The following is a 21,342-nucleotide window of genomic DNA, read 5'->3' as shown; positions in this document are numbered from 1 at the left end:
AATCTATAAATAGAATTATGTTGAAATTAAGAAACTTAGGAATCTTGCTTGTTGCTGTACTATTAACTGTTTCAGTTAGTTCGTGCAACAACAATGACAAGAAAAAAGGAAAAAGTGAAGATAAAAAAGAAATCAGCATCTTTTATCCCAATTGGGCCGAAGGAGTTGCGTTCACTTATTTAGCCAAAACAGCACTCGAAGCAAATGGTTATAATGTGGAATTAACCAATTTGGCTCCAGGCATGATCTATGGTGAATTGTCAAAAGAAAACTCAAAAGGTGATGTATTTCTTGATGCATGGCTTCCGAATACACACAAAGATTACTGGGACAACTATGGTGATAAGTTGGTAATATTAGGCGAATCGTTTAGCGAGGGTACAACTGGTTTGGTAGTTCCTACGTATGTTACGATTAATTCTATAGAAGAGTTGAACGCCAATAAAGATAAATTTAATAGTGAAATTATTGGTATTGGTGCTGGTGCCGGTATTCATGCCAACACGCTTAAAGCTATAGACGCATATAAACTCGATTTCGAACAAATTACATCAAGCGGACCTGCAATGGTGGCCAGTCTTGAGAAGGCAATCAGGGATAAAGAGTGGATTGCAATAACCGGCTGGAAACCACATTTCGCCTGGACCCAAAACGACTTGAAATATTTAGAAGATCCTAAAGGAGTTTACCCAAAGGATGCCTGCACAATTATTTCGCGAAGAGGATTTGAGAAAGACCAACCCAAGGCGGCTGCTTTTTTCAAAAACTTTAACCTTAAAGAAGAGCAGTTGTACGAATTAATGACAGCCATTAAAGACAAAGGTGAAGAAGCCGGAGCTGCGGAATGGTATAAAACCAATAAAGTATTGGTTGATTCATGGATAAAATAATCTGAAAGTTGAAACTTTAGATTCACATATAAAGGGAAAGAGACGTAGCTGGTGCTGCGTCTTTTTTTTTGTTACAAAGTTCCTCCCATCTTGTCGAACTCCATTTTTGGTTCATCTTACGAACAGATCCAGAAAATAATCAACTTCAATTACTTAAATTCAGTTTTAAGCTCATTCAACTCCTCGCGCAAAATAAGCTCATCAGATAAAATCATGCCTGAATTTTTACGAAGTTCAATCAAATCTTTTTCCATATTCTTAATATCCTGATCAAATTCAATTGATTGCATGGTACCGCAACAATTGGATCTGTCCTTTTTCATGAGCAACAATTTGTATTGAAATGAACATTAAACACCAATATTGTCCTACTTTTTGTATTGTGCTATCCACCCAAACCTGACTTCATATTTTTTGCTTTATCCAAAAAATGAAAAAAATATATCAAGGACGCTTTTAAAATAATTTCTTTAAATGTCTAATCCACAAAAGCCCAGCATAAATAGGCCAGCTGATGATGAAGTCCTTCCTAAATACAATGAAAAAATTAAATAAATGAATTACATTAGTGTTCATAAAAAGCAAACTACTAAATATTACAATAACAAAAACAGACAACTATCCTGTTAATTATAAGAACTCGATTAGATAAACAACATTAAAAATGACAAAGAAAAAACTTGGTGTTTTAGCTTCAACCGCTATTTGTGGAAATGACATTAGCTCTTCCGTACTATATGTATCTGCTTTATCTATTGGCTTTGCAGGCCAGTATGCATGGATCACCCTGCTTATAGTGGCTGTGGTTTTATTTCTTTTCCGAAAAATTTACGGAGAGGTAGTTGGTGCTCTTCCTTTAAACGGAGGCGCATACAATGCATTGCTGAATACCACAAGCAAATCAACAGCTTCATTGGCTGCAACTCTAACCATACTTTCGTACATGGCCACTGCGGTGATATCTGCAAACGAAGCAATGCATTACTTTCATCACGTTTTTACCCAGTTACCCATTATGATGGCTACAGTTGGTCTCCTATTGGTTTTTGCAGTCCTCACCATTTCCGGAATTACAGAATCAGCGAAAGTAGCTGCCGGCATCTTTATTTTCCATCTTTTTTCATTGTCCATATTGGCTTTATTTATATTCATCTATTTGTTTCAAAATGGATTTTCGCAATTCTTGGAAAACTGGAACCTGCCTATAGGAGGGAGTATTACCATGGCGATATTTTTGGGTTTCTCTGCCTCTATGCTGGGCATATCCGGATTCGAAAGTTCTGCGAATTTTGTTGAAGAACAGCAACCGGGAGTTTTCCGGAAAACACTTTTAAATATGTGGATTGTAGTAAGTATCATCAACCCATTAATGGCATTCCTTGCACTAAGTTTAGTTCCTATTCCCGAAATAAGATCAGAATACTCAACAACTCTATTGTCCCACATGGGTAGTTTATCGGCCGGAGAATGGCTGTCAACACTCGTTTCTCTTGATGCTGTTTTGGTGTTGAGCGGAGCTGTCTTAACTTCTTACATTGGTGTTTCAGGATTGCTTGAACGAATGACTTTAGATCGAATTCTTCCCCAATTTTTCTTGCGGAAAAACAAAAAAGGCAGTTCATACCGAATCATTATCATGTTCTTTATCCTTTCTGTTTCTGTTCTGCTGATTACCAATGGTAATGTTGGGGTTTTAGCCGGAGTTTATACCATCTCATTTCTATCTGTTATGTTTCTTTTCGGATTTGGTAATATCCTGCTAAAAGTTCGCAGAGCCAAACTTCCGCGTCCGGAAACAGCAAAATGGCTGAGTGTTTTTGTGGCCATTATAGCTGTAATAGTTGCCCTTACCGGTAACATTATGATGGAACCTCAGAATGAAAATGCACCTTCGAATGTGAGCGTATTTTTAAGCTATTTTATTCCAGCTATTATTTTTATTTCTGTAATGTTGAATCGGGTTGCTATATTAAGAGCCTTATTAGGTGTCTCCATTTACATTTTCAATTACATTAAAAACTGGTTTTTACAAATAAGTTCTCACCTGAACAATGTTATTAATTCAATTAATGCCCAGCAATTCGTCTACTTTGCAAAACGCGATAATATAGCCGTATTAAATAAGGTAATGTTATATATTAAAAACAACGAACACACTAAAAACCTGAAAATTGTTCACGTAATTGATCCTGCAAATGAAGATGAGTCTGAATTTATAGCAAGCTTTAAAAAGGTAGTTGAAATTATTGATGAAGAATATCCGGAAATTGATGTAGAGGCTTCAATTATTGAAGGAAAATTTGGTCCGGAACTAATTAAAGAACTATCGAACAAATGGAATGTTCCAATCAACTTCATGTTCATTGCATCACCGGGAGATCATTTTCTTTATAAAGTGGAAGATTTAGGTGGCGTGAGACTGATCATTTAAATTCTTTTTAAAGATCTTATTTTACTTTTTAATTTAAATCACAGCAAACATGATCGAATTACAGGAAATATCAAACAAAACAATAGAACTACTTCCCAAAATAGGATTGGGAGGAATCATATTATTCTTGTTTATAATGTTTTCGTGGCTAATAAAGAAAATAGTAACTAAAAGAATTAAGCCTAAAACAAAAAATCCTTTACTCGCTGATTTTTTAGGTAAAGTTGTTGCTTTTACGATCGGCATAACCGGATTTGTTTTTTTTCTTCATATCATAGGACTGGGAGGAATCGCTAAAAACATTATGGCTGGTGCCGGAATCACTACATTTATAATTGGTTTTGCTTTTAAAGATATTGGTGAAAACTTTCTTTCCGGAATATTAATGGCATTTAAAAGTCCGTTTAAAGTCGGCGATCTAATTGAGACAGGAGGAACAATTGGTTACGTGAGTGAGCTTAATCTTCGGGAAAGCATTCTTAAAACACTGGATGGAAAGGATGTATTCATCCCGAATTCTCAAATTATAAAATCTCCGTTATTCAATTATACAATTGATGGTTATTTACGCTACGAAATAACTATAAAACTGGATTACAAGGTCGACTTTAAAAAGGTTTCAAACATTATCAATAGTATTTTAGCAGAAATTCCTGAGGTTCTGAGCGGTGATAAAAAACCCATGATCGTTATTGATGAACTTGCAGCAAATACTGTGAACCTGAAAATCTTGTATTGGATAAATACTTTTAAATCAAAATCCAAAGCTTATCATCTGCAGATTAAGTCGCAGATTCTCATAAAAACAATTGAAGATCTTACTAAAAACGGGCTTTATTAGCTTGTCAATATTGCAGAAATAAAAATACAAAACCCCTCAGCGCTGAAAGTCTGAGGGGTTCTTTATCTACAGTAATTTACAACACTACTTCAACAAAAACAGGCAAATGATCGGAAGGATACCTCTCCTCTATCTGATCATCAATAATTTTAAACTGATTCACAACCCCATCGCCTTTGCTGACAAATATGTAATCGATGCGATCGGTAACCGGCTCGGTATGCTTAAATGCGTTAAAAGTCCCTTTCGGACCGGAGCAATTTTCGCCGGCCAAACTTTTTGTTTCATCCAATACCTCACTCAAATATTGAATTGGCGGAGTTTCGGGAGTCAGATTCAAATCGCCCATTAAAACACAAGGATATTTCTCTGGATTGTGCTCGGTAATTTTACTGTAAATCAATTTAGAACTGTTCAGTCGGGCCAACTCACCTATATGATCAAAATGAGTATTGAAAACATAAAACCGCTCCCCGCTTTGTTTGTTTTCCAAAAGCAAGTAGGTACAAATACGTTCCAAAGCAGCATCCCAACCTACCGACACTTCTTCCGGAGTTTCCGAGAGCCAAAAAGTTGCCTGCTTAACTACTTTATATTTGGCCGGCTTGTAAAAAACAGCACAATACTCGCCTTTTTGTTTTCCGTCATCGCGCCCGACACCCACGTAAGAATAATCCGTTAATGCACTGTCCAAATAAGTAATCTGATCGTTCAAACCTTCCTGTGTTCCAAAAACATCAGGTTGATATTTAGTAATCAAACCCACCACATTGGCTTTTCTTGCGTCCCAACAATTCACTCCATCACCGGGATTGTTATAGCGCAAATTGTAAGTCATGAATGTTTGAGACTGTTCTTGTTCTGTGCATCCAAATGTAAATAGAACAAGCAATAAGAAGAAATAATTTTTCATTATCGTTTTTATTAATTGTGTTGCAATTCCAATTTACAGGCTTTACTATTAAGCGCCCAAAACAAACTTCAATTCTCCACCCTGCATCAGCTGTTGATGAGTAATTGTCAACTTCTTATATTCTTCGCCGTTCAGATAAACAGCCTGAATGTAATGATTTTGTTCTCCCTGATTTTCCGCATAAATAGTAAATGTTTTTCCGTTTGGCAGATGAATCACTCCCTTACTTACCGAAGGCGAAGTTAAATCATAAACTCCGTTGGCCGGATTGGTTGGGTAAATCCCCAGTGACGACATCACCAACCAAGCTGACATTTGCCCGCAATCCTCATTTCCACAATAACCATCAGGCTTGTTTGTGTATTGAGTAGTAATTATTCGGCGAACCATTTCCTGTGTTTTTTCCGGCTGACCGATATGATTGAAAAGATAGGCCACATGATGACTTGGTTCATTGCCATGTGCATACTGACCGATCATTCCCGTACTAAAAATAGGCAAATCGTCGGTCGTTGCCGGATAGTAGGTGAACATAGAATCCAACTTGGCAGTGAATTTATCCTTCCCCACTGTGGCGATAAATTCAGGAATATCTTGCGGCACATACCAGAAGTACTGCCATGCATTGCTCTCACAATAGTAATTGGTATAATCTTTCGCTGCAAAATCGGGGATGAAATTGCCATGCTCATCTTTCGGACGGAAAAATGTAGATTTTGGATCGTATAAGTTTTTCCAGTTCTCTCCTCTCTTCAAAAAATATTGGTAATCATCTTTCTTGTTCAACGCTTTTGCAAACTGAGCAATGCACCAATCATCATAAGCATATTCCAGTGTCTTGGAAACTGACCAGTTCTCTCCTTCGGCATCGGCAGGGACGTATCCTAATTTCATATACTCATCAATCTGTCTGCCTTTTTCCATGGCTGATTCTTTACAGGCAGTATAAGCTTTCTCAGCATCCATTTCAATTCCTTTGAAATACGCATCAACAATTACCGGCACGGCATGGTAACCAATCATCATATTTGTTTCGTTTCCTGCCAGCGACCAAACCGGCAACAAACCTGTTTCATCGTAATGAGCCAAAAATGATTTGATAAAATCAACAACTTTATCAGGACACAAAATAGTATACAAAGGGTGAGCTGTTCGGTAGGTATCCCATAAAGAAAAGGTGTCGTAACGATCAAATCCTTCGGCTTTGTGATTCTTTCCATCTGCTCCTTTGTGCATTCCATCAACATCCGAAAGCAAGGATGGTGTCAAATACAAATGGTACAAATTGGTGTAAAATATCTCCTTCTGAACTTCCGATCCGGTAATTTCAATCTGTGAAAGTACTTTCTCCCATTCCTGATCAGCGCTCTTAACTGCAGCATCAAAATCCCATGCCGGCAATTCAGCCTTCAGGTTTTTCTTTGCGCCTTCCACCGAAGCCGATGACAAAGCCACCTTTACCAATATTTGTTCCTTTTCCGTAGTGGGAAAATGGGCAACAATTTTGGTTTTTGCACCATTCACTTCACTCTCTTCTGATTTTGTATCCGCATCGAACAAATCGGCACTTTTAAAAGCTTTCGAGAACTTCGCTGCGAAATACACACGCTGATCTTTCGCCCATCCGTTGGATTTTCTATATCCGGAAATGGTAGAATCATTTTCGATAGTAATTTGTGTGGCATACGGACTGTCCCAATTCATTCTGAATCCTAAATCCAGAATAATCTGTGACTTCTCATCCTCAGGAAAAGTATAGCGATGAAATCCGACCCGCTTGGTGGCAGTTAATTCTGCAACAATGCCGGAGCTTAGCAAATCAACTTTGTAATATCCGGGTGATGCTTCCTCTCTATCGTGAGAAAATTTAGAATAGGGACGATAATCGCCTTCAGGAGTTAAACTTTCAGTAAAACGACTGTTCATTGGCATGAACAACAAATCGTATAGATCTCCTGCTCCTGTTCCCGATAAATGTGTGTGGCTAAAACCTGCAATGGTTGAATCGGGCCAAAAATAACCTGCTATTCTGTCCCATCCGGGCAAACCGTTATCAGGACTCAACTGAACCATTCCAAAAGGAGCAACTGCTCCCGGATAAGTATTACCCGGACCATCAGTCCCAACAAAAGTGTTTACGTAACCAGTAAGCTTGTTCTCGCTTTCAACATTCTTTTCACTACACGCAAAAAGACAAATCATTGCCCAACAAGTGGCTAATAATCTCATATTTTCTACTAATTTGAATTTCTGATTTTTCACAAGATCAGAAACAATATGGAAATTTGGCTTTTGGAGATTATGACGTCAAATATACGGAAAAGAACAACATCCTCTAATGCTTTGATTAAACAAGAATAAAAAAAGGATCGGCCACAGCCGATCCTTTACATTATCCATTATCTTAAACCAATAAAACCCACCAACTTATCTATTAATTAGCGATAATGGATATAACATGTACAACTACTAACTAACTATTTTAAAATTATTTTTTCCACAAGCGTCCCATTTCTTCCAAAGTTTTTCCTTTGGTTTCAGGAACTACTTTCCATACAAACAATGCTGATAATAATCCCATTGCACCATAAAGCCAATAGGTAAATCCGTGATTAAACTGATTGGTTAACCAAGAGTTGTCATTCATCATTGGGAAAGTCCATGAAACAATCATGTTTGCAATCCACTGAGCGGCAACTGCCATCGACATGGCACTACGAATTGAGTTCGGGAAAATCTCTGATAACAACACCCAGGTAACCGGTCCCCATGACATGGCAAAAAAGGCAACATATCCTAACATGGCGAACAAAGCAACCAAACCCAACTGATTGAAATAGAAGGCAAAACCCAATGCGAACATACAGATTCCCATACCAATGCCACCAATCATCATTAACGGCTTACGTCCAAACCTATCAACAGTATAAATTGCCAATACTGTAAAGATCAAATTAATTGCCCCAACCAAAATGGTTTGAAGTAAAGAAGTATCGGTATCGCTGCCCATATTTCTGAAAATCTCGGATGCATAATACAACACCACGTTGATACCTACAAATTGCTGGAATACAGACAATAATATTCCGATAACTATAATTAATCCTCCAAAAGTTAACCATGGAGCGTTATTTTCTTTTAACGACTCTTTAATATCGACTAACAGACCCGGAGCTTTTTCCGAACCAACAATTTTATTTAAAAGAGTTTTTGCTTCCTCTTCTCTCGATTTCATTATTAGAAACCGTGGAGTTTCAGGAACGAAATACAGCAATACCAAAAAGATAGTTGCAGGAATGGTTTCAGATGCAAACATGTATCTCCATCCTATTTCATTTAACCAACCATCATCACCACTTGAAGCAATAATGTAATTCACAAAATAAACCACCAACATACCAAAGATGATTGCAAACTGATTCCATGAAACCAATTTACCACGAATGTTTGCTGGTGCAATTTCAGCAATATACATAGGAGAAAGCATTGATGCTATTCCTACACCCATACCACCAATAATACGGTAAAAAATAAATGAAGTGATGGTTCCGGCTCCGAAAATATTCATAATTTCAGGCATAGCCGAACCAATTGCAGAAATAATAAACAGAACTGCAGCAAGAACTAAACCTCTTTTTCTACCAATATTCTGACTAACATATCCGCCAATAGAACCTCCAATAATACAACCTATAATGGCACTCGAAATCGTAAAACCATTAATCGAATTTAAGGTATTTTCAGAAATTTCGTTTACAGATACCCAGAACTGAGTGTACCAAACTATGATTCCTGCAACAATTACAATTCCACTGTATATCATTCCCTTCTTCTTTCCATACATGCGAAACATGAAGCTGGAAACCAACAAGGAAACAACTACAAAACACAAAGAAATGATAATCTTATATTCTCCAATAACCTGCAATGCGAGAGCATGATCAGACTCTAATGGAGTAACAAAAAATACTTTTAGTGCTTCAATAGCACCATTAATTACGGCAGTATCGTAACCAAACAACAATCCCCCAAGTGTTGCCACTAAGGTGATGGTTAAGATAAACGAATTACTCCCCTGGGTTTGGGCTTGAGACATGGATTTGAAAATTAGAATTAAACTCCCGCAGGTTCGATTGCGGGAGTTTATAAGATTTATTTAAATATACCAGTTAATTAACTGCTCTAACATTTCTTGTTTTCCACTTAGTTGTTTTGGTTCCCCAACTTCTTTTGCAATCTTTCTAAGATCTTCTAAAGAAAGGTCTCCGTTAGCAAATGCTTTTCCATTTCCTGATTCGAATGAAGAGTAACGGTCTTTTTTCATTTGTAAATATGGAGATTCGGTTCTGATTTTATCAGCAATAACCAATGCACGTGCAAAAACATCCATTCCACCAATGTGAGCAATGAAAATATCTTCTAAATCAGTTGAATTACGTCTGGTTTTTGCATCAAAATTGATACCTCCGTGAGTAAATCCACCATTCTCAAGAATTGGTAACATGGCCGCAACACTTTCATAAATGCTTGTTGGGAATTCATCAGTATCCCATCCATTTTGATAATCACCTTTATTCGCATCAATACTTCCCAACATGTTGTTGTCAACAGCAGTTTGTAATTCGTGCTCAAAAGTGTGACTTGCAAGTGTAGCATGATTTACTTCAATATTAATTTTGAAATCGTCAGCCAAACCATACTTATTCAAGAATCCCATTACAGTAGCCGAATCAAAATCGTACTGGTGTTTCATTGGCTCCATTGGCTTAGGCTCGATAAGGAAAGTTCCCTCGAAACCATTCTTACGACCGTAATCACGGGCCATAGTCAGGAATCTTGCCATATGATCCAATTCCTGTTTCATATCGGTATTGAAAAGAGACATATAACCTTCACGACCTCCCCAGAATACGTAACCTGTACCACCTAAAGCAATAGTAGCATCCAATGCATTTTTAACCTGAGTACCCGCATTGGCGATTACATTAAAATCAGGATTGGTAGAAGCACCATTCATGTAACGGGCATTCGAAAATACATTCGCTGTTCCCCACAACAATTTAACTCCTGAGTCAGCTTGCTTTTGTTTTGCATAGTCAACCATAGTAGCCATTCTCTTCTCAATCTCGAAAACAGTACCATCACCAGCAACATCGGTATCGTGAAAACAGTAGAAAGGCACACCTAATTTTGTAATAAATTCAAATGCAGCATCCATTTTCGATTTAGCAGCACTAATTGCATCAGCTTCATTTCCCCAAGGAAATTTTTGAGTTCCAGGTCCGAATGGATCTCCGCCATCGCCACAGAAAGTATGCCAGTAAGCCACTGCAAAACGCAAATGATCTTTCATAGTTTTACCTGCAACAACGCGGTTCTCATCGTACCACTTATATGCCATAGGATTTTTTGATTCCGGTCCTTCGTAAGCAATCTTACCAATTCCAGGAAAATACTCTTTGTCTCCTTTTAGAATAGTCATGATGTTCTTTCTTATTAAATTATCAATCTGTTTATTAGCTATCTACTATATATTTTTTTGCAATTCTTTGTTCCAGCGATCATATGCCTTCAACATTTCTTCACGAAGACTTTCGTCAGGCTTGATTGTACTGATTTTCTCCAATCCTGCGAAAGCTTCTTCCAGAGAAGAATAAATGCCTGCACCAAATCCTGCCCCTCTTGCGGCTCCCAACGATCCATCAGTATCATACAATTCAATGGTTGCACCCGATACGGTTGCTAAGGTTTCCCGAAACAAGGGACTTAAAAACATGTTTGCATGTCCGGCACGAATTACATTTGGCTGTACGCCGATTTCTTTCATTACTTCCATTCCATAATAAAATGAAAATGCGATTCCTTCCTGCGCAGCTCTGTAAATGTGAGCATCAGTATGACGGTTCAAGTTCAAATTCGAAATTTGCGCACCTATTTCACGATTATTCAAAACACGCTCAGCTCCGTTTCCAAATGGCAGAATTGTTATGCCATCCGATCCAACAGGAATTTCCATTGCCTTTTCGTTCATTTCTGCATAAGACAATCCTTTCGCCACATTATGATTCAACCATGAATTCATAATTCCGGTTCCATTAATGCACAACAAAATTCCAAGACGATTATTCTCTTCCGTATGGTTCACATGAGCAAATGAATTTACTCTTGAATAAGGATCAAATTTCACCTCATCGCTAACACCATAAACCACACCTGAAGTACCTGCTGTAGTTGCAACTTCGCCTGGTTTCAACACATTTAAAGACAATGCATTGTTTGGCTGATCTCCTGCACGATAAGAAACTACCGCACTGCTTGAAAAGCCTAATTCTTTAGCAATTTCAGGAAGCACCTGTCCCTGATTCGAGAAAGTATCAACAATTTTAGGCAATACATCAGCCGACAAACCATATGCATTCAGTACATCTTCCGAAACTGAATTATTTTTAAAATCCCAAAAAATTCCTTCCGACAAACCTGAAACAGTAGTACAGGTTTCTCCGGTTAATTGCATCGCAATAAAATCTCCGGGCAACATTATTTTATAAATTTTCGCAAATATTTCAGGTTCATTCTCTTTCACCCAAGCCAATTTGCTGGCAGTAAAATTTCCTGGAGAATTTAGTAAATGCGACAAACATTTGTCTTTTCCAATACTTGCAAAAGCTTTATCGCCGATTTCAACGGCTCTGCTGTCGCACCAAATAATTGAAGAACGAACCGGCTTCAAATCTTTATCAACACAAACCAAACCATGCATCTGATAAGAAATACCAATGGCTTTAACCATCTCCCCATCTATATTTGCTGTTTGCATTACACTTTTGATTGCCTGCTTTAGATTGCTCCACCACATTTCAGGATCTTGCTCGGCCCAACCAATTTCGTGTGCCGTAATTTCCATTTCCTTTTTGGGAAAAAAATCAGCAGCCAAACATTTGCTGCTCTCAGCATCCAATAATGATGCTTTAACTGAGGAACTTCCTATATCTAATCCTAATAAATACATTTTCTATTCTTTTTTACCGTTCTGCCCTGTTCTGTTCTGATGCAAATTTAAAAATGTTTTTTTAATAAAAAAACATTTTTAAAAAACTATAAAGATTTTCTCATTACAAGTTGAGTTGGGACACAATAATAAACTCGCTCAGATGTAGTTACAAACTCTGCAACCTTTTTGCCCATTAGATCAAAATCTGTTGATATTACAGTAATTCCTTTGTCGATATATTTTTTCATTGGTGTCTCATTGTAAGAAACAAGTCCTATATCTACGCCAAATTCCAGATTTTTCTCTCTTGCTTTATCCAGAATCTTAGCCATTGCCCGATCACTAACCGAAAAATAAGCCGCACCCTTTTTCACCTCGATGGAATCTATATCAGTATAAATGGAATGTTTTATCTTGTTTTGTTTACAAAAGCGCAGAAAAAACTCAACGGTCTCGTATGGATGATAAGTATAATCCGGGTAAATCATACTAAACTCTTTGTATTTCTTTATCTCCCCCAAACCAGACTGCAGAGAAGTAAGAACAGACTCTCCAAAGTCCTGAAAGATCTGAGAATGCTGATCATCAGCCTTAATGTTCCAATCAATAATCATTACATTCTTTGGATCCAACTGCTTCAAACAGGCGGCCACTTTGGGATGATCAAAATTCATGATAATGTATTTGCTGTACTTGCCAACACTCTCTCGAATCTGAGATTTAAATACATCGATATTGTAATGATGAAAATGCAGATCCACAATTACATTATCTGCTAATCTTTTCCTGAAACTATCGTACAAAACCTCTTTGTACGCTTTAAAAGTATCCAAAAACAAAAACACTCTGGTTATTTCACCCGAAACAAAATATCCTTTATTCGGAACAGATTCAATCACGTTCCTTTTCTTCAATTCAGCATATGCCTTAAATACAGTGTCTCTGGATAGAGAACACTCCCGGCACATCTCGTTTACCGAGGGCAACACATCACCTGGCTGGAATATTTTTTGGCTGATCGCATCCTGAAATGCTTGAATTAATTGTTGAAATTTTGGGATTGGAGAGTTGCTGTCCGGAGTAAATTGAAATGCTTTCATGCGTATTATCGATTCAAGTATTCTGTTCTGTTATGGCTCAAATGTATAAATAAATTTTTAATCGGTAAAAACTGAGCTTATTATTTAGTAAATTGATACTTCTTATCCTACAAATTCATTTTTAGATGAAAATACTACTTACAGGAGCCAATGGTTATATAGGGAAACGATTACTACCCGTCCTGCTGGAGCAAGGGCATACTGTTGTCTGCTGTGTTCGTAATAAGGAACGTTTCTCACCACAAGAAATTGATCATCCCAATTTGGAAATCTTCGAAGCCGATTTATTGGATTTACAATCTTTGCGCAAACTACCAGTGGATATTGAGGTGAGTTACTATTTGATTCATTCCATGCTTCATGATACCGATGGATTTGAAAAATTGGAGAAAACCTGCGCACAAAACTTTGTAGAATTTATCGATAAAACACAAAACCGGCAAATAATCTATTTAAGTGGTATTGCCAATGTGGAAGTACTTTCGAAACACCTTGAATCAAGAAAACTGGTGGAAGACATTCTAAAAAAAAGCAAAAGTTACCACACCATTTTACGAGCTGGAATTATTGTTGGCTCGGGAAGTGCTTCATTTGAAATTATTAGAGATTTGGTTGAAAAATTAGCCATTATGACAGCGCCCAGATGGCTACTCACAAAATGTCAACCCATTGCAATCCGCAACGTTATTGATTTTTTAACCAAGGTTATTGATCACGATGAATGCCTGAACCAAACTTTTGATATTGGTGGCCCTGAGGTGTTGAGTTATAAAGAAATGCTGCAGCAATACGCCGAAGTTAGAAAGCTGCCAAGAATCATCACCACCCTTCCGGTAATGACTCCCCGCCTGTCTTCCTATTGGTTGTATTTCATCACTTCAACCTCCTATAATCTGGCCTTAAACCTTGTCGACAGTATGAAAATTGAAGTGATTTGCCGTCCGAACAATCTGGCATCAAAACTGCAAATTACTTTAATGCCCTACAAAGAAGCCATAGAGCGGGCAACCGGAAAAATTAAACAGCAAATGGTGATCTCTTCGTGGACAGATGCTTTGAGCAGCGGTATTCTGCCCAATGAAAAAATGAAGTATGTTGAACCTCCAACTTATGGATGCTATACCGATAATAAACGTTATAAATTTACCAATAATCCGGAACAAGTGATTGAGAATGTTTGGGCTTTAGGCGGCGACAGAGGCTGGTATTACGGAAATTGGCTTTGGCATTTACGTGGCGTGCTCGACAAACTTTTTGGTGGTGTTGGTTTGAACAGGGGGCGCAGACATCCGTCTGAAATAGAAATGGGTGATTCTCTTGACTTTTGGCGGGTACTTCTTGCCGATAAAGAAGGCGGAAGACTATTGTTGTATGCCGAAATGGTTTTGCCGGGTGAAGCATGGCTCGAATTCACAATAAACAGAAAGAATAATGAAAATTTCATCTCCCAGAAAGCCACTTTTCGCCCCAAAGGAATCATGGGAAGATTGTACTGGGCCTTGAGTTATCCATTTCATCTTTTTATTTTTAGAGGAATGGTAAAGGGGATTATTAATTACCGGAAAACCGATTAAAGAATTAACCACAAAGGAAACCCAAAGGATATCACGAAGTAACACAAAGTTATTTACAGATATTCCTCATATCAGGTATAAAACCTAATTGTAAATTGAGCAGAAAAAACATGAAAAAACGAGTAACAGGAATCGGGGGAATATTTTTCAAATCGAAAGACCCAAAGGCAAGCAGAGAATGGTACAACAAACACTTGGGCATTCAGTGTCCTGATGAATACGGCGGCATGTTCGAATGGCGAAAAACCAGCAAGCCAGAAGAAACCGCTTATACAATCTGGAGTCCTTTCGAAGAAAAAACAGAATATTTTGAGCCTTCGAAAAAAGATTTCATGTTCAATTACCGTGTTGAAAATCTGGTTGAACTACTTAAAGTTTTGAAAGAAGAAGGCGTTGAAATTATTGGTGAGATGCAGGAATTTGAATACGGTAAATTTGGATGGATACTAGATCCCGAAGGCAATAAGGTGGAATTGTGGGAACCTATTGAAGGACCATTCAGCGAAATGTACAAAGGAAAATCTACTTCAGAATAATTTTAACTTATTAATAAAAGATTAAAAACATTACTTACTTTGTTTGGACTTGTAAATTAAACAATACACTTTCAGTTTAAACACACATGAATAAACCAATTGTAGAGTTTCACGCCCCTTTTAGCATTGCATCAGAAAAATTGAAGTATTCTATTGTCTGTTCTCAATATCAGAACAAATGGGTATTTGTGCGCCATCGCTTGAGGGAAACCTGGGAAATGCCTGCCGGACATATTGAAAAAAATGAATCGGCCTTAGCTGCGGCAAAAAGAGAATTGTATGAAGAAACAGGTGCTACTCATTTTGGTTTACGTACGGTCTGCGATTATTCCTGCGATTGGCAAGGAGAAATAAAATCAGGTAGAATCTTCTTTGCCAACATTCAGCAATTGGGTAAATTACCCGAATTGGAAATTGCAGAAGTCAAGCTTTTCAAAAATCTACCCAGAGAATTGACCTATCCGGATATTCAGAATTTGATTTTTGAAAAAACTAAAAAGTTATTAATTATAAAATGATACGAAACCAAACAGCAAAACAAACAGACTCTCAGTCCCATATTGCAATACAAGAACTAATACAGCTTTGTGAAAACAATCAAAAACATAACAGTGATTTAATACTCTGCCAACAACATGGATTTATATACGAAGGCTCAAAAGGGAGGTCATTCTCAATAGGTCCAGGAGATGATGGTCTTTCAAGTTTTACTCATTTAAATTTCATTTCAAATCTTGCAAACAATTTTATAACAGATAATGAAAATACTTTTAATAACCTTGATAAAGAACAAAAAATTTCACTTGAGCATTCAATTCATTTAGAAAAAATGTTATATCTCAAAATATGGGAAAACACCTACTTCATTAAACTACTTACTCAACTTGTAAAGTTAGCCTGTGGTGAAAACTATGATTGGAATTTAAAAATCCCGTATCAGAAGGGAACTACAAAAAGCACACATATTAGAACAAATATAATTAACAGAATAAAAAATGATTCACCATCATTTTATTCATTGCTCAAGAAGTCTTATTCCCAACAAGTGAGAAATGCAATCGCTCATTCTCAATATTATTTTATCCAAGGGGGTATCTATTATGCCAATTATAAGTCTGATAAATATTCCCTTTTGGAAGCAATGGGTTATAAAGATTGGGAAAATCAATTTTCCAGCACGATGTCTTTATTTTTTATTTTAAACAGTTATCTAAATTTAATACATGAAAAATATTCACAATACACAATATCTAACAATAATCAAATTGAAATTATGGTTCCTTTAGAAAATGGTAAATTTGGTTATATGTTACTTGAATATCATCAAAATGGTAAGAGGTGGACATTCAAACAAAATGCAACATAATAAATATCACTTGATTTACAAAAACAATTAAATCCATGTCTCAAATTCACTTTCACGAAGATTTTTACATTCCTGTTCTTAAAGGAAGTAAAACACAAACAACCCGAATCGATGAAGCATGTCCCGAATTAGGTACCGGAACGGCAATTTTTGATCATGGAAAATCAATTCCCATTGAAATCACCTCTGTTTCGTACAAAAGCTTTGATGAAATGAGTTTGGAAGAGGCACACAAAGACGGCTTCAAATCGAAAGATGAACTATGGTACGCTTTGCTGACTTTCTATCCCGATCTGCAAAAATCGGATTTGCTGATGTTAGTTGAGTTTAAACGTGTTGTTATTTAAAGCTGGAAATTCAGTTTTAAAAAACTTTATGTCTCAACTTTTTTGGGTGAGGTTTCTTAGAATTAGCCATATTTATTGACGGGCGAAGCTTCCCCATTTTGGGCGGGCAATACACCACCTGGGAATAATTCTCTGCAAATCGGGCGGGCAGTCCCCCACTTCGGAATAACTCTCCGCAAATCGGGCGGGCAATCCCCCATTTCGGAATGACTCTCCGCAAATCGGGCGGGCAATCCCCCACTTCGGAATGACTCTCAGCAAATCGGGCGGGCAATCCCGACAAAATAGTAAAGGCATTCCTGAATACAAGCTAATATTCTAAACAGCCTACTATTTCGCCCCAAAAAAGTTTAAGTTTTAACTTATTTTTTGCCGGAACTATTGCTGAAATAGAATACAAACCGGACTGGGCGCTTTTATTTCATCAACGAAAGTTAGCTTTCCGGTTACAGAATCTCTTTTAAAACTCACAATATTGTTGGTATTTTTGTTGGCAACCAGCAGAAATTTATCGTCGGGCGATAAGCTGAAATTACGGGGATGATCACCTCGTGTTGATTCGTGTCCAACCAATTTTAAAGCTCCGTTTTCCTGTACTTCGAAAATAACAATGCTGTTGTGCCCCCGGTTCGATCCGTATAAAAATTTGCCGTCCTTTGAAATATGTATATCGGCAGTATTGCTTACTCCATCGAAATCGGCTGGCAAAGTACTTACATTCCCAATCATACTAACTTCTTCATTATCTGAAATTGAAAAACCAGTAATGGTATTGTCAAGCTCATTAATCACATAAAATATTTTTCCATTGGGGTGAAAAGCCAAATGCCTTGGTCCTGCCCCGTCAACCAAAGAAACTTTTGCCTGATTTGCCGGCACAAATTGATTGCTGACAGTATCGATGCTTGAAATCCACAACTCGTTGGTTCCCAAATCGACTGCAATAATATGATTTGAATTGGGCTGAAACCAAACACTATGGGCATGTGGCTGATCCTGACGATTTGCAACCGTTCCTGAACCGGTATGTTGCTGCACATCCAAAAGATCAGACAATTCTCCATTCTCATCAACTTGTAAGTATCCAACATTACCTCCTGTGTAGTTGGCAGTTAGTACTACACCAGCATCATTTGCAGTAACAAAGCAAGGATGCGCTCCTCCGCTCGGCTTACAACTAATCAATTTTAACGAATCACCTGTCTGGTAAGATTCAACACTTCCCATGTTATTATCTTTCACCAATTCGTTGATAGACAAAAGTGTTTTTTGATTATTCGCAAAAGCCAAAAACGAAGGATTGGCTGTTTCAGCAACCAAACCAATCATTTTTAAATGACCATCTGCTTCCATTTTCAACTTGTAAATTCCTTTGGAATCACCATCGGTGTAGGTTCCCAGAAAGAAGGAGTATGTATTTTGCTTCACAGAAGTTTTGGGTTTAGAGTTTTGACATGCTGCAATCATCAAAATTGAAGCAATTAGTACAATGTTTCGTTTGATCATGAATGTGGTTTTTTTTAGAAGTCTAAAGATAAGGAAATATCATGATTAGAAAGACGGATGCAATAAAGAAACATTTGAATTTTTTGTTGAACCCATTTAAAGGGTTCTAAATATTTTAAATCACTACAATCTTCTTCTTCACCGTTCTATCCAAAAAATGAATGACTAAAAAAAAGATCCCTGCCGATAAACCACTCAAATCCATATCTGTTCGGTTGCTCGTCTTTTGGTGCTGAGAAAGCTTCCGCCCCTCCGAATCGAAAATTTCCACTTGAAACTCTGTAACCGTATCGTCTTCAATCACAATGGTGAATTCTCCCTTATTGGGATTGGGAAAAACTTTCACTGCGCCCAAATCTTCTTCTCCCGGTTCTTCGGGTGTTGGGTCGGGATCAGGATCGGTACCCGGATTGGGATCTGTGGCAAGAGTGTCTCGCACAAGTATTGTGTGATTTCCATCTGGCAAATCCACTGTAGCCTGAAGAATTCCATCCGAATTCGTGTCTCCTGAGCGCTCTAAAACATCATCTACAAATACTCCAAAAGATGTTTTACTTTTTAAATCGAGCGCAAATATTTTAATTGTCCGATCACCAACAATGTCTTGAACAGAATAAGACACAGATGCCGTATCTCCCTGAGCATTTAAGAGGTATAGATGATTCTCCCAATCAACACCAATAGTGCTTTCGTTAGAATAAAGTGTTCCTCCTGCAACTGCCGGATTCAAATTGTCCCCAATCTTAATCGTATGCAAAAAAACGGTGTTCTCCTTCACTGCAATTGGTTCCACTTCAATTCGCCAGAATCCAGGGTGTTCATCATCCAAATTAACATTTCGGTTTGGCGGATAATTGGTTCCATCCACCCAATATTCATATCCGCTGCCACCTATTAAAGTTGTTGCACTAACTGCCGGCAATAAGGTTCGAACCGCAACACTCCCCTTGCCATTTGCGGCTTTATAATCTTTCCCGTTATAGGTGATGATATGATTTGCAACCTTTGTATTCGTAACGCTTCCGCTGATATCCGGTTTATTTACAAAGTGATTGATGTACTTGGCTTTTCGCACTCTGGAACTTGTATTTAATAAATGAACATGATCCAAAACAATTACACGGTCGGGCTTATGAAACAACAACCGACGTTCAAAACGATCCAATTTGTTTGCCTGATAAGAATCTGCTGCATCAGCCACCTGATAGGAAAAATCGGCACCTGAAACATAACGAATCCATTTCCCTCTTCTGTGCTGAACAGAAAAAACATCATCTAAATTTTCCAATCTATCCGATTCTATTTGCCCTCCGTCATTGGAAACACTTCGCCCAAGGTTTCGATAACTTTCTGTTCCATCGTAAACACAAATGGAATTGTGCGCTATGGTCCGTGTGTAGTAATTATTATAATGAGAAGTGCCAAACGAATCGTAAAACCCGGCATCCAAAATCAAAGGTTTGTCTTTTATAATGGTAAATGTGTTGTTATCCCGGTGCTCATGATCAGCCCGTTTAGCAGGAGCATTGTAAAACCATAGCATTGCTGCATCTTCGTTCCATGAAGTACGGCTCACCGACAATCCGGTTTTATCGGCCCAATAATTGAGTGGCAGCTGAGGATGCGGTACGTAAGAAGCTGTAAAATCTTTATACATCAGTTTAATAAAAACCAATATTGAATTGTTTAGATATTGTGATTGATTAAAAACCTGAACCAGATACTGACTTCGGGCATCTTGATATTCTGCTGCATGACGATACATTGCACGATTTGCCTGATCCAATTTTACAATGGCGTCACCCAGATGAATGCAATAATTATTCGGACGAAAAAAATACCAATACTGATTGACCGACTCACGAATCCAAGGCTGGGTTTTATAATAGTCCCGATCGGTTCCGTACTTCATATCGTCGAAGAACTGGTATTGATTCGGTAAATTTATCATTCCGTAGGCTGCACCCCAATTCCATCCACCATCATCATCACGAAAGTGTGCAAAAGCCGGTAAAATACCATTTTCCCACTTTCCAAGCAAAGTTTGATACCAGGAATTTACTTGAGACAATTGCGAAGATGAAAGGCCATCGGCTCCATGCAGTGCAATGGCTGCACGCATTGTCATGATACAATTGTTTATGTTGTGACTGGTTACATAACTATTTCCTGAACCTGTTAAAATATAGTTGCTCATGAAATACTCCAGAACCCGATAGAAGGAAACGGATAAATTTTGCCGCTGTGTTACAGGAATATAATCGTAAGTCCAATCGAGAAGAATAGCGCCAAACTCACAATTTTCGCGAAGCAAATTCTCTTGAGTATCTCCTGAATAATTGTCGAAATTAATTCCATCGATATAAGTAATGTATTTCTCAATAATAAATTCACACCTCGCCTGAGCCAAATTATCAGTCCCTAACTGCAGTAAAAAAGCAGTCATTTTAGATAGCATATAGGAATCACCATTCGTCCAATTATAAGTCCACTGAGCTGAATTTGAACCAGCTAAGTAGTGATCGGAATCTGTAATCCAATTGTTATTGTAGCTATTTATAAATGTATTGTAGGTACTGCCACTATCTCCACCCGAAATATTCGACTTTAGCCAATCGAATCTTTTCTTCCCCAATTCTACTCTTGGCCTGTTCGCATTTACCTGCGAATAACCCTGATAAGAAGATTGAATAAGAAATAGAAATAATATGATTGTCCTGAAGCCCCTCATTGATCCCGTCAGTTTAATACAAACATCAAATTACAAAAAATCGGGGAATCGAAATCTAAAAAAGATACATCGGAGACTTATTTAGAATACACAACACTCTGCATTTGTATACTAAA

Annotated in this window: 17 protein-coding genes; 8 read left to right on the top strand and 9 right to left on the bottom strand. The window is 37.6% G+C overall.

From position 1 onward, the window contains the following. The first annotated feature begins 17 nt into the window (after positions 1 to 17). Positions 18 to 890 carry a glycine betaine ABC transporter substrate-binding protein gene (locus ACY0M5_RS11245; RefSeq protein WP_461629177.1) on the top strand — a complete coding sequence of 291 codons (873 nt, stop codon included), beginning with the start codon at positions 18 to 20 and terminating at the stop codon, positions 888 to 890. Between the two features lie 149 nt (positions 891 to 1,039). On the opposite strand, the gene ACY0M5_RS11240 is transcribed toward ACY0M5_RS11245, so the two are convergent. Then, a complete protein-coding gene (locus tag ACY0M5_RS11240; protein WP_461629176.1) occupies positions 1,040 to 1,213 on the bottom strand; it encodes a hypothetical protein in 174 nt (57 codons plus the stop codon). 341 nt (positions 1,214 to 1,554) lie between these two features. Here ACY0M5_RS11240 and ACY0M5_RS11235 point away from each other — a divergent pair, with 341 nt between their 5' ends. Next, positions 1,555 to 3,321: an APC family permease gene (locus ACY0M5_RS11235; RefSeq protein ID WP_461629175.1), complete on the top strand. Its 1,767-nt coding sequence runs from the start codon at positions 1,555 to 1,557 to the stop codon at positions 3,319 to 3,321. A gap of 49 nt (positions 3,322 to 3,370) precedes the next feature. Beyond that, on the top strand, positions 3,371 to 4,162 hold the full coding sequence (locus ACY0M5_RS11230; protein ID WP_461629174.1) for a mechanosensitive ion channel family protein: 792 nt from the start codon (positions 3,371 to 3,373) through the stop codon (positions 4,160 to 4,162). Between the two features lie 76 nt (positions 4,163 to 4,238). Here the strand turns inward: ACY0M5_RS11230 and ACY0M5_RS11225 are convergent, their stop codons facing one another. From ACY0M5_RS11225 to ACY0M5_RS11200, 6 genes are all read right to left on the bottom strand, one after another. Beyond that, entirely contained in the window at positions 4,239 to 5,075 is an 837-nt protein-coding gene (locus ACY0M5_RS11225; RefSeq protein ID WP_461629173.1) for an endonuclease/exonuclease/phosphatase family protein, read from the bottom strand. Positions 5,076 to 5,123: 48 nt separating this feature from the next. Then, a complete protein-coding gene (locus ACY0M5_RS11220; protein WP_461629172.1) occupies positions 5,124 to 7,304 on the bottom strand; it encodes a GH92 family glycosyl hydrolase in 2,181 nt (726 codons plus the stop codon). 259 nt (positions 7,305 to 7,563) lie between these two features. Beyond that, positions 7,564 to 9,171, bottom strand: coding sequence for a D-xylose transporter XylE (gene xylE, locus ACY0M5_RS11215; RefSeq protein ID WP_461629171.1), 1,608 nt, complete (start codon positions 9,169 to 9,171; stop codon positions 7,564 to 7,566). Positions 9,172 to 9,231: 60 nt separating this feature from the next. Beyond that, the gene (gene xylA, locus ACY0M5_RS11210) at positions 9,232 to 10,557 is read right to left on the bottom strand and encodes a xylose isomerase (protein WP_124991437.1); all 1,326 of its coding nucleotides are present in this window, start codon (positions 10,555 to 10,557) and stop codon (positions 9,232 to 9,234) included. Positions 10,558 to 10,602: 45 nt separating this feature from the next. Continuing rightward, positions 10,603 to 12,084, bottom strand: a complete 1,482-nt coding sequence (locus ACY0M5_RS11205) for a xylulokinase (RefSeq protein WP_124991436.1) — start codon at positions 12,082 to 12,084, stop codon at positions 10,603 to 10,605. An 86-nt stretch (positions 12,085 to 12,170) separates the two neighbouring features. Then, positions 12,171 to 13,166 carry a GntR family transcriptional regulator gene (locus ACY0M5_RS11200; RefSeq protein ID WP_461629170.1) on the bottom strand — a complete coding sequence of 332 codons (996 nt, stop codon included), beginning with the start codon at positions 13,164 to 13,166 and terminating at the stop codon, positions 12,171 to 12,173. Positions 13,167 to 13,291: 125 nt separating this feature from the next. Here ACY0M5_RS11200 and ACY0M5_RS11195 point away from each other — a divergent pair, with 125 nt between their 5' ends. The 5 genes from ACY0M5_RS11195 to ACY0M5_RS11175 all read left to right on the top strand — a co-directional run bounded on the left by ACY0M5_RS11195 (position 13,292) and on the right by ACY0M5_RS11175 (position 16,989). Further along, a complete protein-coding gene (locus ACY0M5_RS11195; RefSeq protein ID WP_461629169.1) occupies positions 13,292 to 14,740 on the top strand; it encodes an SDR family oxidoreductase in 1,449 nt (482 codons plus the stop codon). 110 nt (positions 14,741 to 14,850) lie between these two features. Beyond that, complete coding sequence (locus ACY0M5_RS11190; RefSeq protein ID WP_156196777.1) at positions 14,851 to 15,276, top strand: VOC family protein; 426 nt, start codon at positions 14,851 to 14,853, stop codon at positions 15,274 to 15,276. An 86-nt stretch (positions 15,277 to 15,362) separates the two neighbouring features. Further along, a complete protein-coding gene (locus ACY0M5_RS11185; RefSeq protein ID WP_461629168.1) occupies positions 15,363 to 15,794 on the top strand; it encodes an NUDIX hydrolase in 432 nt (143 codons plus the stop codon). Next, on the top strand, positions 15,791 to 16,642 hold the full coding sequence (locus ACY0M5_RS11180) for a hypothetical protein (protein WP_461629167.1): 852 nt from the start codon (positions 15,791 to 15,793) through the stop codon (positions 16,640 to 16,642). The genes ACY0M5_RS11185 and ACY0M5_RS11180 overlap by 4 nt, the downstream gene beginning before the upstream one ends. Positions 16,643 to 16,677: 35 nt before the next feature. Further along, positions 16,678 to 16,989, top strand: a complete 312-nt coding sequence (locus ACY0M5_RS11175; protein WP_461629166.1) for an ASCH domain-containing protein — start codon at positions 16,678 to 16,680, stop codon at positions 16,987 to 16,989. Positions 16,990 to 17,367: 378 nt separating this feature from the next. Here ACY0M5_RS11175 and ACY0M5_RS11170 read toward each other — a convergent pair whose 3' ends face one another. Together ACY0M5_RS11170 and ACY0M5_RS11165 are read right to left on the bottom strand one after the other, a co-directional pair. Continuing rightward, entirely contained in the window at positions 17,368 to 18,495 is a 1,128-nt protein-coding gene (locus ACY0M5_RS11170) for a lactonase family protein (RefSeq protein ID WP_225441316.1), read from the bottom strand. A 115-nt stretch (positions 18,496 to 18,610) separates the two neighbouring features. After that, on the bottom strand, positions 18,611 to 21,226 hold the full coding sequence (locus tag ACY0M5_RS11165) for a T9SS type A sorting domain-containing protein (protein ID WP_461629165.1): 2,616 nt from the start codon (positions 21,224 to 21,226) through the stop codon (positions 18,611 to 18,613). Between the last annotated feature and the right edge of the window lie 116 nt (positions 21,227 to 21,342).

It is taken from the genome of Labilibaculum euxinicum (assembly GCF_963678175.1).
Lineage (GTDB): Bacteria > Bacteroidota > Bacteroidia > Bacteroidales > Marinifilaceae > Labilibaculum > Labilibaculum euxinus.
The sequence above is the reverse complement of the archived record's forward strand: the minus strand, read 5'-3'. Positions and strand labels throughout refer to the sequence as shown.

Excerpts from the sequence above, each read along its gene's own strand:
- ACY0M5_RS11245 (WP_461629177.1), top strand. The coding sequence starts at position 18 with ATGTTGAAATTAAGAAACTTAGGAATCTTGCTTGTTGCTGTACTATTA.
- ACY0M5_RS11240 (WP_461629176.1), bottom strand. The coding sequence starts at position 1,213 with ATGAAAAAGGACAGATCCAATTGTTGCGGTACCATGCAATCAATTGAA.
- ACY0M5_RS11235 (WP_461629175.1), top strand. The coding sequence starts at position 1,555 with ATGACAAAGAAAAAACTTGGTGTTTTAGCTTCAACCGCTATTTGTGGA.
- ACY0M5_RS11230 (WP_461629174.1), top strand. The coding sequence starts at position 3,371 with ATGATCGAATTACAGGAAATATCAAACAAAACAATAGAACTACTTCCC.
- ACY0M5_RS11225 (WP_461629173.1), bottom strand. The coding sequence starts at position 5,075 with ATGAAAAATTATTTCTTCTTATTGCTTGTTCTATTTACATTTGGATGC.
- ACY0M5_RS11220 (WP_461629172.1), bottom strand. The coding sequence starts at position 7,304 with ATGAGATTATTAGCCACTTGTTGGGCAATGATTTGTCTTTTTGCGTGT.
- xylE (WP_461629171.1), bottom strand. The coding sequence starts at position 9,171 with ATGTCTCAAGCCCAAACCCAGGGGAGTAATTCGTTTATCTTAACCATC.
- xylA (WP_124991437.1), bottom strand. The coding sequence starts at position 10,557 with ATGACTATTCTAAAAGGAGACAAAGAGTATTTTCCTGGAATTGGTAAG.
- ACY0M5_RS11205 (WP_124991436.1), bottom strand. The coding sequence starts at position 12,084 with ATGTATTTATTAGGATTAGATATAGGAAGTTCCTCAGTTAAAGCATCA.
- ACY0M5_RS11200 (WP_461629170.1), bottom strand. The coding sequence starts at position 13,166 with ATGAAAGCATTTCAATTTACTCCGGACAGCAACTCTCCAATCCCAAAA.
- ACY0M5_RS11195 (WP_461629169.1), top strand. The coding sequence starts at position 13,292 with ATGAAAATACTACTTACAGGAGCCAATGGTTATATAGGGAAACGATTA.
- ACY0M5_RS11190 (WP_156196777.1), top strand. The coding sequence starts at position 14,851 with ATGAAAAAACGAGTAACAGGAATCGGGGGAATATTTTTCAAATCGAAA.
- ACY0M5_RS11185 (WP_461629168.1), top strand. The coding sequence starts at position 15,363 with ATGAATAAACCAATTGTAGAGTTTCACGCCCCTTTTAGCATTGCATCA.
- ACY0M5_RS11180 (WP_461629167.1), top strand. The coding sequence starts at position 15,791 with ATGATACGAAACCAAACAGCAAAACAAACAGACTCTCAGTCCCATATT.
- ACY0M5_RS11175 (WP_461629166.1), top strand. The coding sequence starts at position 16,678 with ATGTCTCAAATTCACTTTCACGAAGATTTTTACATTCCTGTTCTTAAA.
- ACY0M5_RS11170 (WP_225441316.1), bottom strand. The coding sequence starts at position 18,495 with ATGATCAAACGAAACATTGTACTAATTGCTTCAATTTTGATGATTGCA.
- ACY0M5_RS11165 (WP_461629165.1), bottom strand. The coding sequence starts at position 21,226 with ATGAGGGGCTTCAGGACAATCATATTATTTCTATTTCTTATTCAATCT.